Raw genomic sequence first — 16,190 nt, forward strand, 5'->3', positions numbered from 1 at the left:
AATGACTGCCAAGATCATCAGCGGAACAGAGTTCGCCGCGACAGTTCGCGAGAAAGTCGCGATGCATGTCGACCGTTTGAAAGAAGTAAACGGCATCACGCCCGGTTTGGCTGTTGTGCTCGTCGGCGAAGATCCGGCCTCTCAGGTTTATGTCCGTAACAAGGGCAAACAGACCGTCGAAGTCGGGATGAATTCTTTCGAGCACAAACTTCCTGCGGACACGTCCGAGGCGGATCTGCTTGCTCTCATCGAGACGTTGAACGCCGATCCTGCCGTGCATGGTATTCTCGTGCAGCTTCCTTTGCCCGCGCATCTCGACAGCGATCTGGTGATCAACTCAATTGATCCAGCGAAGGACGTGGACGGGTTCCACATCTCTAACGTTGGCCTTCTCGGCACTGGCCAGAAAAGCATGGTGCCCTGCACTCCGCTCGGCTGTCTGATGATGCTCCGCGACCACCATGGGAGCCTGTCTGGCCTAAACGCCGTGGTTGTCGGGCGCTCGAATATTGTCGGCAAGCCGATGGCGCAATTGCTGCTCAATGATAGCTGTACCGTCACCATCGCGCACTCCCGCACCAAAGATATCGAAGAGGTCTGCCGCCGCGCGGACATTCTCGTGGCCGCCGTCGGTCGTCCTGAAATGATCAAGGGCGACTGGGTCAAGCCCGGCGCCACCGTCATCGACGTCGGCATCAACCGTGTCGAAGCGCCAGAGAAAGGCCTCAAGGAAGACGGCAGCGTGAAAACGAAACTCGTGGGCGATGTCGAGTTTGACAGTGCCGTTGAGGTGGCCGGTGCCATCACACCCGTTCCGGGCGGCGTTGGTCCGATGACGATCGCCTGCCTGCTCGCCAACACCGTGACGGCATGCTGCCGCGCGAATGACTTGCCAGAGCCCGAGGGGCTCACAGCTTAACACAACACAAAAATCACAATAACGATAAGAAACACAAAAATAGGGAGCTTGCGTCAGGGGAGCGAGCTCTGTCTGGAGAACGAAATGACGAAATATTGCCTCACCGTAGCCTGCGAAACCAAACGCGGGATCGTCGCCGCCATCGCCACGTTCCTCGCGGAGCATGGCTGTAACATCACCGACAGCTCTCAGTTCGATGACACTGAAACCGGTCAATTCTTTATGCGGGTGAGCTTCACCTCCGAAGAGGGCGTGGCTCAAGCGGCGCTCGAAGAGGAATTCGCAGCAATCGGTGACGAGTTCGGCATGACCTTCGCGTTCCACGACGAGAGCGTGAAAATGAAAGTCGTGATCATGGTGAGCCGCTTCGGCCACTGTCTCAACGACTTGCTCTACCGCGTGCGCATCGGCGCCCTTCCAGTGGAAATCGTCGCGGTGATCTCGAACCACATGGATTACCAAAAGGTCGTCGTGAACAACGACATCCCGTTCCACTGCATCAAAGTGACCAAAGAGAACAAGCCGGAGGCCGAGGCCGCGATCATGAAAGTGGTCGAGGATGCAGGTGCAGAGCTGATCGTTCTCGCGCGTTACATGCAGATCCTCTCCGACGAGATGTGCACCAAGATGTCTGGCCGGATCATCAACATCCACCACTCCTTCCTGCCGTCCTTCAAAGGTGCGAACCCCTACAAACAGGCCTTCGCGCGCGGCGTGAAGCTCATCGGTGCGACCTCTCACTATGTGACGGCTGATCTCGATGAAGGCCCGATCATCGAACAGGACATCGTGCGCATCACTCACGCGCAGAGCCCTGAGGACTACGTTTCCCTCGGTCGTGACGTTGAGAGCCAGGTGCTTGCCCGCGCTATCCACGCCCACGCGAACCACCGCGTGTTCCTGAACGGCAACAAAACCGTCGTGTTCCAAGCTTCGCCGGGCTCCTACAGCTCCGAGCGCATGGGCTAAGCAGTTCGCTGCGAGATCAGGCAGCTGGTCTAAAAAATCGTTATCAAGGGGCGCATTGTTGCGCCCCTTTTGGTTTGTTGAGTAGGATCGACTGGACCAGTTGCGGAAAATTGGTCTAATAGGCGCGAAGCCTGCAAGGATCCAGTCGTGCCGAATTCTTCCATACCAGTCGCAGAAGCAACGCTCCCGGGAGCGACTGTGAAATATGTGATCGAAACGCTCTCTTCGCGGATCGTCACACAGGAGTATGCGACAGAGGAGCGTTTGCCGTCCGAGCGTCAGTTGGCGCAGGAACTCGGTGTTGCCCGCAACACGGTGCGAGAAGCGCTCGACCACCTTGAAACGCGCGGAATGATCCGTCGTCGCGCGGGGTCTGGGTCCTTCGTGACCTACAATCCGGAAGGTGGAGGAGAGGCACTCTCTCCCGTCGCCGCCGAAACGGGTCCGCTTCAGCTACAGGTGATGCGCGGGATTCTCGAGCCGGAGATGGTTCGTCTTGCAATCGTCAACATGTCGCCGCGTCAGATCGAGGCCCTGTCTGCAGTTCTTTCCAAAATGGAAGCCGTCCAAGCCGACGCGACCGCCTTCGTGCGCCTCGAAGAAGAGTTTCACCGACTGATCGCCGAGGGAACGGGAAACCCGCTCTTGGTTGCCTGTTACAATCTTGTGCTCGACGCGCGGCGACAGGCGTTTCGCGCAGCCATGTATCGCCGCCATCTTACCCCTGCGCGGCTCGCCATTTACCAGCGCGGCTACAACGGGCTTTTTAACGCCATTGCCGCGCGCGACATCGAAGAGGCCAGCGAGTTTATGAAGCTCGCCCTCATCGAAGATCAACGTCTCCTGCTCCAGGAAGACTGATTGGTCCAACCAATTCGGCGACGACATTCTCTGCGATTTTGCACAGTTTACGACTTAAGTGTCGGGTGTTTTCGTCTCCGAATCTTTGTTGTGACTGAACCAATTCTGTGAGTAGCCCCATGTGTGAGCGACCCAAGCTCTGTTGGGATTTTCGCTATTTGCACAGAAATTGACCTTTCATGACGCCTCGAGTGGTCATTTGACCTAAAAAGCAGCGCAAATTCCGTAAAAATAAATTCCTGTCAGGAAAAAACTTTGACCCAAGGTGATCTTGGGGCGTTTCATGGGTGCACTGAGTGAGCCAGTTCGCACAATTGGTCCAAACCAAAATCGGACCGTCTGGCTTTAATTGAAAAGTCAACTTCAGGACAGGGAGAACGACTTGGAACAGGATATTGCATCCTTGGCTGCCGCAGTTGCGGAGCTACAGGGAAATCATGCCGCGACGAATGGCACATTTTCCGAGACTTTCTACTATCTGACGATCCCGCTCATGGTGCTGATCCATGCCGGGTTCCTCGCATATGAAATGGGCGCATCGCGGTCGAAAAACGCGCTGGCCTCCGGCATCAAAAACATCCTCGCCTTCGCGATGATCGTGCCATTCTTCTACTTCGTCGGCTGGTGGATCTATTGGGCCTTCCCGACAGGCTTCACCCTTTCCGAAGGCGCCATGGGCATCTCCGGTTTGGCATACGCGAACGAAGTCGCTCTGCCGTGGAGCCAATACATGGGGCCGAACCTCGATGACCGCGCGTCTGGCGTGTTCTGGGGTGCCTTCGTTCTCTTCGCCGCAACGACTGCGTCGATCATGTCTGGTGGTGTGATCGAACGGATCAAGCTTACCGGCTTTGTTGTTCTCGCGATCGTTCTCGGCGCTTTCGTCTGGATCCTCGCAGGCGCATGGGGTTGGCACGCAGACGGCTGGCTCGTCACCAAGTTCGGCTACCATGACTTCGGTGCTGCTGGCGTCGTGCACATGATTGCAGGCTTCTTCACTCTGGGTGTGCTCATCAACCTCGGGCCGCGCATCGGCAAGTTCAATCCGGATGGCACCGCAAACCACATCGCTGGCCACTCCATGCCCATGACCCTCATCGGTCTGATGCTCATCATCGCGGGTTTCTGGGGCTTCCTGATGGGCTGCGTTATCGTTCCGGGTGAAGCATGGTCCTGGGGCACCGAGATCGAAGCAACGATCTACGGCACGCCGATGACCATCTCCGGCATGACCTTCAACACTCTGATGGCCTTTGCTGGCGGCATCATCGGTGCATGGATGGTGACACGTGATCCGTTCTGGATGATGTCCGGCGCGCTCGGCGGGATCATCTCTGCGGCTGCTGGTCTCGACCTGTGGTACCCGCCCATGGCCTTCGCCATCGGTTTCATCGGTGCCTGCGCAATGCCGTTCGTTGCTTCCTTCATCGAGAAACGCGGCATCGACGATGCGGTTGGCGCATTCGCTGTGCACGGCTTCCTCGGCATGTGGGGTCTGCTCGCTGTCGGTATCGCAGCTCAGGGCTACCCGGCTCTGTTCGGTGAAGACGTGATCGAAACCTCCTTCATCGGCCAGCTGGTTGGCGCTGTCACCATGGGTCTCCTCGGCTTCGTGCCTGGCTATGTGGTCTCCTTCATCCTGAAGGTCACCGGTCAGCTCCGCGTGCCGGAAGAGGCAGAGATCATGGGTCTCGACGCAGTCAAAGTTCCTGCTGAAGCCTACCCTGAAGCCCTTCACCCGTCCGTTAGCCCGGCTGAGTGATCCTGAAATCAAGGAAAGGAATATCAAATGGAAGCTCCTTTTGAAGCAACCTCCTGGGACGGCATCACCGGCGCAATCTATGCGGGTTATGGTTCCGGCGAAGGTTTCTGGCTCCTCGTGTGTCTGGTTCTGGTCGTGATGGCGATCATCTTCGGCTGGCGCCATGAGGAACACGCCTACAAGGCCACTCAGAAGAAAGACTGATCTGACTTCTCTAGAGGGTTTCACGCCCTTCCCTGGAACCGGCGACAGGAACGTCGCCGGTTCCCCCCAAAAAAATGCAACTACTACCGACCCGAAGGACAAAACAATGATCGCATCATGGAGATTTTCCGCATTGGCGGACCGGCACCGCGCACTGGGTTCCGATCTCGAAGACTGGAGCGGCATGGGCACTGCTTGGAGCTACGACAAGGATCAGACCGAGGAATACCTCGCGATCCGGACCAAAGCGGGCGTCATGGATGTATCGGGCCTCAAAAAAGTTTACGTCGTCGGCCCGCACGCCCAATACGTGATCGACAAGGCCACGACCCGCAATATCGAAAAACTGAAACCCGGTCGCTCGACCTATGCCACCATGCTCAATGACGCCGGCAAGTTCGTAGACGACTGTGTGATCTACCGTCTCGGGCCGCAGAACTTCATGGTCGTCCACGGTTCTGGCGCTGGCCACGAGCAACTGACCATGTATGCGGCTGGCCGCAACGTCGCCGTGATCTTTGACGACGAACTGCATGACATCTCGCTGCAGGGTCCGCTCGCTGTCGATTACCTCGAAAAGCACGTGCCGGGCATTCGCGATGTGGTCTACTTCAGCCACATGCAGACAACCCTCTTCGGCAAGCCGGTGATGATCTCCCGCACGGGCTACACCGGTGAGCGCGGTTACGAGATCTTCTGCCGCCGTCAGGACGCCGTTGAAATCTGGGACACCATCGTAGCTGAAGGCGAAGAGATGGGCATCATCCCGACCCGTTTCACCACGCTCGACTGGCTGCGCGCCGAGAGCTACCTGCTGTTCTTCCCGTACGACAACTCCGAAATGTATCCGTTCGAGGATGAGGCCGCAGGCGATACCCTGTGGGAGCTTGGTCTTGATTTCACCGTTTCTCCGGGCAAAACCGGTTTCCGTGGTGCCGAAGAGCACTACCGTCTGAAAGGCAAAGAGCGCTTCAAAATCTACGGTGTGAAGCTCGAGGGCACCGAGCCCGCCGCCGAAGGCGCACCGCTTCTAAAAGACGGCGTTGAGGTCGGGGTTGTCACCATTGGCATGTATTCCCCGCTCAACGAGCACAACGTCGGCATCGCGCGTATGCCGGTCGATTGCGCCGTTGAAGGCACTGAACTGACCGTGAAAAACCCGGACGGTGAAATCAAGGCGATCGCCCACCCGATGCCGTTCTACGACGTCGACAAGAAACGCCGCACCGCCAAGGGCTAATAAGACAAGCTCGAAAACTTACGAGGCGGGGGCAATTCCGTGCCCGCCTCATGAGACCAACAGGACCCTCGCAAGGTAATGTAATGTAATGCCGAATACTGAATTCTCTCCTTCTATCGACAGTCGTCCGACCTACACCGGGCTCGTGTCGCAAGGTTCCGCCCCCGCGATCATGGTCGCGGACGAGGCTGGTGCCGGCGCGCTGTCCGATCTCGCCACTGCTGATGCCTCCGTCATGGACAATGCGCATGTTGTGCTCGTTGGATGTGCCGCATCTGTATTGGGCGACAACGCCCCGCGCGCAGTGCACGAAACTCCGGACCTCGACGCCGCGACGCCTCTCGTGTCTCAACTGTTGAACGAGGCGCGGATGGGCACACAGCTCTATCTCGCCGGATCAGAGGGCCTGATGGGGCATGTCTCCGCGCTGGCGACGGCTGCCGGAATGCCGCTCGGGGAAATTCAGATGGAGCATCGCGGTTCCATCGCGCGCCGGATGCAGTGCGTCCACTGCAAAGGGATCACCGAGGGTGTTACGACCGACCCGTTTACGTGCTCCCATTGCGGCCTGACGCTCTTTGTGCGCGACCACTTCTCCCGCCGTCTTGGCGTGTTCCAAGGCGTCTGCGTCGATGCGGAAACCCCGGGCGTCGTGCCCGAAACCGTGGAGATTCAGGCATGAAGCTCGCTCTGAAAGTTACCGAGATCGAACAGCTCTCCCCGCTCGTCAAACGGTTCCGCTTTGAGGACCCGAAGGGTGGTTCGCTTCCCGTCTTTTCCGGTGGTGCGCACATCACCGTTGAGATGCCAGAAGGCGAGATCATCCGCCGCAATTCCTATTCTCTCATTTCCGACCCTTACGATGGCACCGCTTATGAGATCGCGATCCGCCGTGAGGATCAGGGGCGCGGTGGTTCGCTCTATATGCACACCAAAGTGTCCGAGGGCGACGAAATCACAGTCTCTGCGCCGTCGAACCTGTTCCAGCTCGATCTGCGCGCGCGAAAGCATGTGCTGATCGCGGGCGGGATCGGCATCACGCCGTTCCTGTCGCAGCTCAAGCAACTCGACATGGAGCTGAAGCCGTACGAACTGCACTACGCGGCACGTTCTCGCGCCGAGGCGGCGGGCATCAAACTCCTGCCCGAGGCCGCGCATGTTCATGTGCATATCTCGGAAGAGGGCGCGCGGATGGACCTCGGGGCGATCCTTGATGGCCAGCCGCTAGGCACGCATGTCTACACCTGTGGTCCGGATGGCCTCATCACCGCTGTGGCCGACCAAGCCGCGCGTCTCGGCTGGCCCAAGACCTCCGTTCATTCCGAAGCCTTCACCGCACCGCCGCCCGGTGAGCCGTTCGAGGTGGTGATCGCGTCCACGGGTCAAACCGTCAGCGTCAAAGCCGATCAAAGCCTGCTCGAGGCGCTCGAAGCGGCAAAGGTTGAGGTGGACTATTCCTGTCGCGGCGGCGCCTGCGGTCGTTGCCACACCAAAGTGACGGCGTGTGACGGGCGCATCCTGCACAATGACCATTGGCTGTCCGAGGGCGAACGTGCCGCGCAAAAAGACATTATGCCCTGCATGTCGCGCTTCAAAGGCGCGCGCCTTGAGCTTGATCTCTGAGGAGAAGACCAGATGACGATGCAATTCAACGACGAAACGTTCCGTGGTGATTACACCTATTTCAACTCGGAAACCGCGATCAATCGCTTCCCATTTCCTTTCGATCAAGACACCTACATGTATTCGGTGAACATCGAGCAGCATCCGGGTGGGCCGAAAGGCACGCCGTTCGAGAAGATGTTCGATGTCGACGAGCACTACGTCTCCGAGATGAAAGACCGTGAGATCACTCTCGCAGAAGACCCGCTCCGGTGTCAGTCCCTGCCGCATATGGAACTTGCGGGCTGGGACTTGCTCGAACTGATCATGGTATCCAAAGCGAAGGACTATCCTGATCTCTTCAAGCTGACCCGCGACGGAAACGATTGGCACTGGGTTAACAAACCGCTAGGGATTGAGAAGAAATTCACCTTCCTCGCCCCGACAACACTTCCGTGTGGGCCGATGGAATACATCACGCGGCAGACGCAGGGGGATTTCGCTCTTCTGCATGAGCGTGACGGAAACCTCTGGATGGACGCAGGGATGGTGACATCTCAGGCGGACTGGTCGCTCGATTTCGATGTTGGCATGAACTTTTTCGAATGGCACGCACCTGTGCCGAAAGCGAAAAAGATGGGCGTGTTCGACAAGGCGCTGAAGTTCCTTCTCTCCGTCAATCAGGGGCAGCACTACCGCCGTCTGAACTGGACCATGACGGTGAACCCGCGTCTTGATACGTCGCCGGAGAACTACCACAAATGGGGGCCGGAGAAGCGGACGATCACGCCCGAGAACGTAGGTCAGAAACAGTTCCTGCGCGTTGAACTTCAGACCTTCTTCCGCCTGCCGCGTTCCAATGCGCTCGCCTTCCCGATCCGCTGCTATCTGATGAACCTCGAAGATATCGCGACCAAGCCAAAGTGGGGGCGTCGCCTTCACCGTGTTCTGCGCGATATTGATCCGGACCTCGCGGACTACAAAGGGTTCGCGGTGAACCAAGAGATGATCGTCAACTATCTCTCCCAGTTTGACGACGGTGCTCCGACGTCTCCGGGCATCTTCCCGGAGAGCTGACGCATGGCGTGGGTGTTGCTGACCATCGCGGGGCTTTTGGAAGTCGTCTGGGCGACCGCAATGAAATCATCGAACGGCTTCACGGTGCTCCTCCCGAGCATCGTGACCGTGGTCGCAATGCTGCTCTCCTTCGGACTATTGTCTGTTGCGATGAAGTCTCTGCCGCTTGGCACGTCCTACATGGTTTGGGTTGGCATTGGCGCAATTGGGGCGTTTATCGCGGGTGTCATTCTGCATGGTGAAGCCCTGAACGCGACGCGTGTGCTCGCGGCCGCGTTCATTATCTCCGGCATGGGCTTGATGAAGCTGTCGTCCTGAAATCGGTCAGGCGCCGCGCGCAATGCGGTGTGCCTGATCAAAAATTGCTTCCTGTAAACCAGTCGGAGCCTTGTAGGCCTGCCCACAAGACGGCCCCATGGCGTCAACGATCGTGTTGATAATCGCGGCGCGTCTCAGGGCTTCGTCCTCGGGGAGTTCGGCCGTCATACCACGCACGATCGCCGCAACCTGCTCATTGAGAAAGACGCAGGTCCGTGCGAAGAAATCTGCTGGGCCATTATGGCGGATCGCCAAGTCCTTGATCCCGACGCTGATCGCCCGCAACCTCAGATCATTGGCGCGCCGCAGCCGGAAGTCGAGATAGGCGCTCAGGCGCTCTTCGGGCGTGTTCATAGACAGGGCGCCGGTGTCTTCCAAATTGCGCAGGAATTGACCGAGAGCAAAGCGTGTGATCGAGGTGAACAGGTCCTCTTGCGTCGTGAAATAATACTGCAGATTGCTGAGCCGCATATCGCATTTGCGGGCCAAGGCACGAAAGCTCAGTCCCCATGCGCCATCTGTGGCGAGAACCTCAAGGCCTTCTATGAGGACTTTCTCGACCGTTGCCTTGCTACGAGCGGAGGGTGTCTGGATGCCATATGTCAGTTTGGATGTGCCATCGGACGCCAGTTCAGTCAGCATCCTGGAAAGATCGGACAACATACTATCCCTCAAAGAATTGAGCCTCCACCAATATGGCAGAGGCCCTAATATGTAGACCTTCGGAGGTCAATCGCTATGCACTGCGATCAGATCGAGTTGGAAATCCAGCGACACTGATAAGGCTTGAAGTGGATGTTCGGTTTCGAGAGGTCGATCTTCTCGCCACTGAGCAGGTCATACCAATCCTCGCCGTCGATCAGGTTGATCGAGAAATGCGGAATCTCGACGTCTTGGTCGCTGACGTTGTGGATCGCGAAAATTGACTGATCGCGTGCGGGCGATTGCCGCCAAATCCCGAAAATCTGATCGCCCAATTGCATGGTGAACTGCGTCGCGTTCGGGTGGAACGCTTTCTGTTCGATCCGGATCGCAATGCGGCGCTTCATCTCGTTGAGCACCTGCGCGTTCTGGCTTTCCGGGTTGTCGAGCAGGGCGCGAAGCTCCGGATAGTCCCAACGGTGACGGTTGATCGCCCGCTTTACGCCAGTTTTTTCAACGCCCGCGTGGTCGTTGTGGGTCGCGAGAAGTGAGTGGATGTAGAAGGCCGGAACGCCTTCGAGCGACATGACGATGGTCTGCGAGCAGAGGAAGCGCTCGACCTGATGTTCGTCCTCACCGTTTGCGAGCGTGCCTTTGAGTGCGTCGAAATAGGTGATGTTCAACTCGTATGGCTTTTCCGATCCATCGGCGAGGGCGCGCATCGAGACGAGGCCTCCGAAGTCGCGCACGCACTTGATCACTTCGCCAAGCTCTTCGCCGGACAAGAGCCCTTCTGCGCCACGCACGCCGATGCCGTCGTGAGAGGCGGCAAAGTTGAGATAGGCGCAGCCAAGTTGTGCCGGCGGCATGCGCATGAGCCACTGGTTCAGATAGGTCGATGTCCCCGACAGCAGCGCGTGCAAGAGCAGCGGTGGCAGCGAGAAGTTGTAGATCATATGCGCTTCGTTGCGGTTGCCAAAGTAGCTGAGGTTCTCGGAATTCGGCACGTTGGTCTCCGTGAGGAGAACCACACGCTCTTCCGCATAATCGCAAAGGAGGCGCATCAGACGCACGATCGCGTGGGTCTGCGGCAGGTGGATGCAGGAGGTGCCAATTTCTTTCCAGACAAAAGCAACGGCATCAAGACGCACGATCCGGATGCCGCTGTCGATATGCAGGCGTGTAATCCGCAGAAATTCGAGCAGCACTTCAGGATTGTGGAAATCAAGGTCGATCTGGTCGTGGCTGAAGGTGCACCAAACATTCTTCGGGCCGTTCACCGTGTTGACTTCGCGCAGCAATGGCGAGGTTCGCGGGCGCACGACCTGGCTCAAATCGGTGTCCGGGTCGACTTCAATGAAGAATTTGTCGAAGGGCTCATGGCCCTGTCGATACTCTGTGAACCACGTTGACATGGAAGAGACGTGATTGAGCACGAGATCGGACATCAACCGGAATTCGCTGCCGATGCGCTGGATGTCGGCCCAGTCGCCCAGCTGGCTGTTCACGGCGCGATAATCCGTGACAGCGAACCCGTCATCCGAGGTGAATGGGAAGAACGGCAGGATATGCACCCCGTGAACAACGCCCTTGAGATAGCGGTTCAGGAAGTCGCGGAGCAGATCGAGCGGTTTGTGCTGACCGTCGATGAGTGAATTGCCGTAGGTGATGACGAGCGTATCGGTCTCGTTCCAGAGGCTATGCCCCGGTGCGCGCACACGGCTGCGTTGCTTCGTGCCCTCGGGCCAGAAGGCGTCAACAATCTGCTGGCTGAGCGCCTTGCTGTCGTGGTCAGGATAGATTTGTTCAAGTAGCGCGCGTAGACGTGTGTTGAACTGTGAAGACGGTTTTGCCATCGGGCGACCCCTTCTATGTGATCTTTTCTCTGGGTAGATCAGACCATTTCCACAGGTTCAATGCAGGCAACGGCCAAACTTGGGTATTCCTGTGCAAATTTTCACGAAACCTTTCGAGGCGTTCTCAAGCTGCTCTAATTTTGGGCAGTCGAAACTGTTTCGGCCAAATTGCTATGAGGAAAGGACTCACTTCGACCGTTTGCTCAGGCCTGATCGCTGAGGCCTGTATCGATCAAAAAGCCGTCCGGACCCGCAATCCAATCGGGCAGTGCAATGATCATGGCTTCACGGATTGCAACCGTGGTCATGATGGCAAATGCGATCTGGTCGAATGTGATGGCGGAAAGGTCCATGCCTGAGCTCCTGTCTTCAATAATCACTGTGCTGACAGGTGATTCAGGCCGAAATAGGGCGGGCTGTAGACGTCTTTTGGATACGTGAAACTGAGGAAAAGTTACTGCGAAAATGGGTCGTCCGGATAGCCGACGCCCACAAAATAGAGACCCTCCGGCGGGCAGACAGGGCCACACGCCGCACGCGACTTTGCCTCAAGCGCCGCAGTGACATCATCCGGTGTCCACGCGCCTGCGCCCACACGCTCCAGAGAGCCTACAAAGCTCCGGATTTGGTTGTGAAGAAACGAGCGGGCCCGGAAGTAGAACCGGAACTCTTGGCCGTAAGGAATATCCATAACTTCGACGCGGGCTTCGTCGAGCGTTTTTACTGGGCTATCTGCCTGACACATGGTCGACCGGAAGGTCGTGAAGTCATGGAGGCCGATCAGACGGTCCGCACCCGCCTGCATCGCCTCAGCGTCAAGTTCGTGATTGACCCGCCACGCGAGACCCGCGTCATGGACCAGCGGCGCACGGCGGGAAATCAGGCGGAACATGTAGCGTCGTTCACGGGCCGAGAACCTCGCATGCCAGTCATCTGCAACGCGCGCGGCCTCGAGAATGGCGACTGGGTTAGGCTTGAGATGGTGATTGAGCGCCTCCGAAAGGCGAAACGGGTCCCAATCCTTTGCCATGTCGCAATGCGCGACCTGTGCTGTCGCGTGAACACCCGCGTCCGTGCGCCCCGCAGCCCCGATGCCCGGGCAATCCGCTTCAAGTTTGCGCAAGGCCTCCTCAACCGCCTGCTGGACGGAAGGATGCTCTTTCTGGCGCTGCCAGCCGGCGAAAGGAGCGCCGTTATATTCGATTTTCAGGGCATATCTGGGCATGTGGGCGCTTTAGCGCGGCAGGCGCGATCCGTCCAGCCTTTCTCCCTTACAACGCAACATCGCAATGCCTATGTTAATCGGAGAAACACTATTCGTGAGGCCAAGGGATTGATCCTGAACGACGTTGCAGACCGGATTTTTCGAGGCGTGGAGGCCGTGCAGAACGGCGTTAATGAAGCGCTCTTTGAACCTGTGATCCGTCTCGGCGTCACGGGTCTGTCCCGGTCGGGGAAGACTGTGTTTATCACCTCGCTCGTGGCCAACCTTCTAGATCGCGGTCGCATGGCACAGTTCGGTCCCGCCACGGCTATCACGACGGCTTATCTACAGCCTCAGCCCGACGATACCGTCCCAAGGTTTGATTATGAGGCGCATCTCTCGGCGCTCACCTCGCCGGAACCGCATTGGCCGGACAGCACGCGCGCTGTGTCCGAGTTGCGCCTGTCTTTCAAGGTTCGTCCTGCGGGACTGCTCGGCGGTCTCACGGGGCCAAAGACCATCCACCTCGATATCGTGGATTATCCAGGCGAATGGCTGCTTGATCTCGGCCTTATGGAGAAGAGTTACGCGCAGTGGTCCGAGGAAGCGCTCGCAGCCGCGAAGCAACGGTCGGAGGGGCAGGCATTTCTTGACGTGCTCGCGACGGCGGCGGCTGCTGAGCCGCATACGGAGACCGAGGCAAAGCGCCTTGCTCAAAGTTTCTCGACCTATTTGAAAAATGCACGAGAAGCGGGGTACTCCGACTGCACCCCAGGTCGGTTTCTCCTTCCGGGGGAGCTTGAGGGGTCTCCGGTCCTGACATTCGCCCCGTTGCCAGCAGGCGCGGCTCCACGCGGGTCGTTGCATCGCGAGTTCGAGCGCCGTTATGAGGCTTACAAACGTGAGGTCGTGAAGCCCTTCTTTCGTGATCATTTCTCGCGCATTGATCGTCAGATCGTATTGGTCGATGCCTTGGGCGCGATACACGCCGGTCCGAAAGCTGTCGAGGACCTGCGCCGTACGATGTCCGACATTCTCGCGGCCTTCCGGCCCGGGCGCGTCAGTCGCCTTTTGTCGCTCTTGGGGCAGCATAAGGTGGAGAAAATTCTCTTCGCGGCGACCAAGGCCGATCATATCCACCACACCCAGCACCCGCGTCTCACCGCCATCATGGAGGCATTGGTGCGCGAAGCTCGTGACCGTGCCGATTTCGCAGGGGCCGGAACGATGGGAATGTCGATTGCCGCTTTGCGCGCGACGGTGGAGGAGACGTTGGATCACGACGGGCAGAAGCTCGACGTGGTGCGCGGAACGACTGAGAGCGGCAAGAAAGCAGCCTTCTATCCCGGCGAGCTGCCCGACGACCCCGCGCATATTCTCTCTCCCGCACGCAAGGGCGCGGAGAGCTGGCTCGATGCGCAATACGAGATCATGAAGTTCCGACCCGCGCGGCTCACCCTCCGACCGGGGGAGGGGCCGCCTCACATACGGCTTGACCGTGCTGCCGAGTTTTTGATCGGAGATAAGCTATGACTGAGAAACGTGGTCCCGTCCTGATCGAACTCGATGAAGCGCAGACGGTGAACCCGTCGACGGCTGAGCCTGTGCCCGAACTCGCGCCGCTCGCGCGTCCTGCCGCGATGGAGCGCGTGGCGGTTCTCGTTGCGCGCAAACCGTCCGCACTCGTGCGGTGGTTCTGGCGTCTGTTTGGGTTGCTGTTCACCTTCATCCTCACGCTGACGGCTTATGATGCCATCGCAGGATTGATCGCGCGAAACCAAGTCCTTGGCTTTGTGGCGCTCGGATTGACCGGTGCGTTTCTCGTTGTGCTTGCGGTGATTGCGTTGAAAGAGCTGTCCGCCTTCGCGCGTTTGAGGCGGATTGATACTCTGCAAAAATCTGCGACCGAGGCGATCAGCCATGGCGATCTAAAGGCGGCAAGGGGGGTCGCAGACCGGCTTTCGGCCCTCTATTCTCACCGTGATGAACTGTCTTGGGGGAAGGAGCGGTTCAAAGAGCGAGAAGGCGAAATCTTTGACGCGGATGGTCTGCTGGGCCTCGCTGAAACAGAACTGCTCGCGCCCCTCGACGCAGCCGCGCGACGTGAGGTGGAGGCGGCCGCACGGCAGGTTGCGACGGTGACCGCGCTCGTGCCTTTGGCTCTGGCGGATGTGTTCACCGCATTGACGGCCAATCTGCGGATGATCCGGCGAATTGCGGAAATCTATGGCGGGCGCTCCGGTACGCTTGGCTCTTGGCGCGTCACGAAATCGGTGCTCACCCATCTGGTCGCAACCGGGGCCGTGGCCGTGGGGGACGATCTGATCGGCACCATGGCTGGAGGCGGCGTGATGGCCAAGGTCTCGCGCCGCTTCGGCGAGGGGGTCGTCAACGGCGCTCTGACCGCGCGTGTGGGCGTGGCCGCAATAGAGGTCTGCCGCCCGCTGCCGTTCATGAAGGCCAAAAAGCCGTCCGTTTCCGGGACCGTTAAACGTGCGCTGACGGGGTTGTTCGATAAGGGCGAGTGATCCTTTAATACGGCCCCAGTCGCGCAATCTCGCCCAAGCCTGGATCGTCTGTGGCGGGCAGGAAACCGACAGCGTAGCCGCTGAAATAGTCATCTTTGGTGATCCGAACGACCAGTTCGCCGACCACATCAAGGCCGTTGATCACCTCTCGGCACCGATAGATCGCAGTTATCTCGCGGTCGTGGAGGGAAAACTGTGCGAGTTCCGCGTTGGGGAGGCAGGCGCCTCGTGCTTCGTAAAGCGCGAGGTCGCCATTGAGTTCGCCGTTACGCCCGACACCATTCATGGTTTTGAGCCGTTCCGCCCACGCGAATAGAGCGCTCTGCGCGCGAATGTTCCACGGCGTTAGGATGTCGTTGGCTGACCAACCAAGGGCAGCGGAGGCAAGAAGAAAAAAAAGAAGGTTCTCTTTTTCATCAGGGAAAAGGCCTAAAACAGCTTCGGCGGGGCATCTTTCGGTTGGTCGCGCTGGGCGATGCCCATGCGAAAGGCGCGGCCGATGCGGTGGGCGATTTCCGACCATTTGGCGGCGGTCTCTGTGTCCAGTTCCGCATTGAGCGCTTCGTCAAAAAGCCCGAGCCACATCGCAAAATGATGCTCTTTCACCTCCGGCGCCATGAGGTGCACGCGCTGGGGGAACCCGTCATAGTTCCGTTCGAGCAGGATCGCGTTGCGCCAGAACCGTCCGATTTTCTCCTCATGCGCGGGCCAATCATCGACATGCGCAGCAAAGACGGGGCCGAGCTCCGGATGCGCGCGAACGCTCGCATAGAAGCGGGACAGGACGCGGTCCATCGCGTCGTGGGAAATGTCGAATTTCGGGGGCAGGGCGGAGCGGTTTTCCGTCATAGTCGTCTCTCTTTGAGGGCGTGGCGATCCTGCGGCAAATCCCGTTTGGCTTCAATGCGGCAATCGGTCGAGGGGGATGTGCGGCGCGAAGTGCCATGTGTGCTTGCCCACGGCGCATGGCGCCCCTATAAGGCAGGCATGACATTCGTGGCGATCATT

General features: G+C 58.5%; 18 protein-coding genes. 12 read left to right on the forward strand and 6 right to left on the reverse strand.

Features of this window, described 5'->3' with window-relative positions:
* The first annotated feature begins 1 nt into the window (after position 1).
* From folD to LA304_RS10895, 10 genes are all read left to right on the forward strand, one after another.
* Positions 2–919 carry a bifunctional methylenetetrahydrofolate dehydrogenase/methenyltetrahydrofolate cyclohydrolase FolD gene (gene folD, locus LA304_RS10850; protein WP_224503176.1) on the forward strand — a complete coding sequence of 306 codons (918 nt, stop codon included), beginning with the start codon at positions 2–4 and terminating at the stop codon, positions 917–919.
* Positions 920–1,003: 84 nt separating this feature from the next.
* Positions 1,004–1,888: a formyltetrahydrofolate deformylase gene (purU, locus tag LA304_RS10855; RefSeq protein ID WP_224503177.1), complete on the forward strand. Its 885-nt coding sequence runs from the start codon at positions 1,004–1,006 to the stop codon at positions 1,886–1,888.
* A gap of 147 nt (positions 1,889–2,035) precedes the next feature.
* Positions 2,036–2,749, forward strand: a complete 714-nt coding sequence (locus tag LA304_RS10860) for a FadR/GntR family transcriptional regulator (RefSeq protein ID WP_224503178.1) — start codon at positions 2,036–2,038, stop codon at positions 2,747–2,749.
* A gap of 382 nt (positions 2,750–3,131) precedes the next feature.
* Positions 3,132–4,511: an ammonium transporter gene (locus LA304_RS10865; protein ID WP_224503179.1), complete on the forward strand. Its 1,380-nt coding sequence runs from the start codon at positions 3,132–3,134 to the stop codon at positions 4,509–4,511.
* Positions 4,512–4,538: 27 nt separating this feature from the next.
* On the forward strand, positions 4,539–4,715 hold the full coding sequence (locus tag LA304_RS10870; protein WP_224503180.1) for a hypothetical protein: 177 nt from the start codon (positions 4,539–4,541) through the stop codon (positions 4,713–4,715).
* Between the two features lie 106 nt (positions 4,716–4,821).
* A complete protein-coding gene (locus LA304_RS10875; protein ID WP_224503181.1) occupies positions 4,822–5,955 on the forward strand; it encodes an aminomethyltransferase family protein in 1,134 nt (377 codons plus the stop codon).
* Positions 5,956–6,043: 88 nt separating this feature from the next.
* Positions 6,044–6,637 carry a dimethylamine monooxygenase subunit DmmA family protein gene (locus tag LA304_RS10880; protein WP_224503182.1) on the forward strand — a complete coding sequence of 198 codons (594 nt, stop codon included), beginning with the start codon at positions 6,044–6,046 and terminating at the stop codon, positions 6,635–6,637.
* Entirely contained in the window at positions 6,634–7,578 is a 945-nt protein-coding gene (locus LA304_RS10885) for a PDR/VanB family oxidoreductase (RefSeq protein WP_224503183.1), read from the forward strand. Before LA304_RS10880 ends, LA304_RS10885 begins: the two co-directional genes overlap by 4 nt.
* A 12-nt stretch (positions 7,579–7,590) precedes the next feature.
* Positions 7,591–8,634: a heme-dependent oxidative N-demethylase family protein gene (locus tag LA304_RS10890; protein WP_224503184.1), complete on the forward strand. Its 1,044-nt coding sequence runs from the start codon at positions 7,591–7,593 to the stop codon at positions 8,632–8,634.
* Positions 8,635–8,637: 3 nt separating this feature from the next.
* On the forward strand, positions 8,638–8,952 hold the full coding sequence (locus tag LA304_RS10895) for a DMT family transporter (RefSeq protein ID WP_224503185.1): 315 nt from the start codon (positions 8,638–8,640) through the stop codon (positions 8,950–8,952).
* Positions 8,953–8,958: 6 nt separating this feature from the next.
* Here LA304_RS10895 and LA304_RS10900 read toward each other — a convergent pair whose 3' ends face one another.
* The 4 genes from LA304_RS10900 to truA form a co-directional block, all read right to left on the reverse strand.
* Entirely contained in the window at positions 8,959–9,612 is a 654-nt protein-coding gene (locus tag LA304_RS10900; protein ID WP_224503186.1) for a TetR/AcrR family transcriptional regulator, read from the reverse strand.
* A gap of 89 nt (positions 9,613–9,701) precedes the next feature.
* The gene (locus tag LA304_RS10905; RefSeq protein WP_224503187.1) at positions 9,702–11,450 is read right to left on the reverse strand and encodes a sugar phosphorylase; all 1,749 of its coding nucleotides are present in this window, start codon (positions 11,448–11,450) and stop codon (positions 9,702–9,704) included.
* A 203-nt stretch (positions 11,451–11,653) separates the two neighbouring features.
* Positions 11,654–11,803 carry a hypothetical protein gene (locus LA304_RS10910; RefSeq protein WP_224503188.1) on the reverse strand — a complete coding sequence of 50 codons (150 nt, stop codon included), beginning with the start codon at positions 11,801–11,803 and terminating at the stop codon, positions 11,654–11,656.
* A gap of 101 nt (positions 11,804–11,904) precedes the next feature.
* Complete coding sequence (gene truA, locus LA304_RS10915; protein ID WP_224503189.1) at positions 11,905–12,675, reverse strand: tRNA pseudouridine(38-40) synthase TruA; 771 nt, start codon at positions 12,673–12,675, stop codon at positions 11,905–11,907.
* A gap of 108 nt (positions 12,676–12,783) precedes the next feature.
* Here truA and LA304_RS10920 point away from each other — a divergent pair, with 108 nt between their 5' ends.
* Positions 12,784–14,187: a YcjX family GTP-binding protein gene (locus tag LA304_RS10920; protein ID WP_224503190.1), complete on the forward strand. Its 1,404-nt coding sequence runs from the start codon at positions 12,784–12,786 to the stop codon at positions 14,185–14,187.
* A complete protein-coding gene (locus tag LA304_RS10925; protein WP_224503191.1) occupies positions 14,184–15,182 on the forward strand; it encodes a YcjF family protein in 999 nt (332 codons plus the stop codon). Before LA304_RS10920 ends, LA304_RS10925 begins: the two co-directional genes overlap by 4 nt.
* Positions 15,183–15,186: 4 nt before the next feature.
* Here LA304_RS10925 and LA304_RS10930 read toward each other — a convergent pair whose 3' ends face one another.
* Entirely contained in the window at positions 15,187–15,468 is a 282-nt protein-coding gene (locus LA304_RS10930) for a hypothetical protein (RefSeq protein ID WP_224503192.1), read from the reverse strand.
* A 143-nt stretch (positions 15,469–15,611) separates the two neighbouring features.
* Positions 15,612–16,031, reverse strand: a complete 420-nt coding sequence (locus LA304_RS10935; protein WP_224503193.1) for a group III truncated hemoglobin — start codon at positions 16,029–16,031, stop codon at positions 15,612–15,614.
* Between the last annotated feature and the right edge of the window lie 159 nt (positions 16,032–16,190).

The organism is Celeribacter litoreus, from assembly GCF_020165855.1.
Lineage (GTDB): Bacteria > Pseudomonadota > Alphaproteobacteria > Rhodobacterales > Rhodobacteraceae > Celeribacter > Celeribacter litoreus.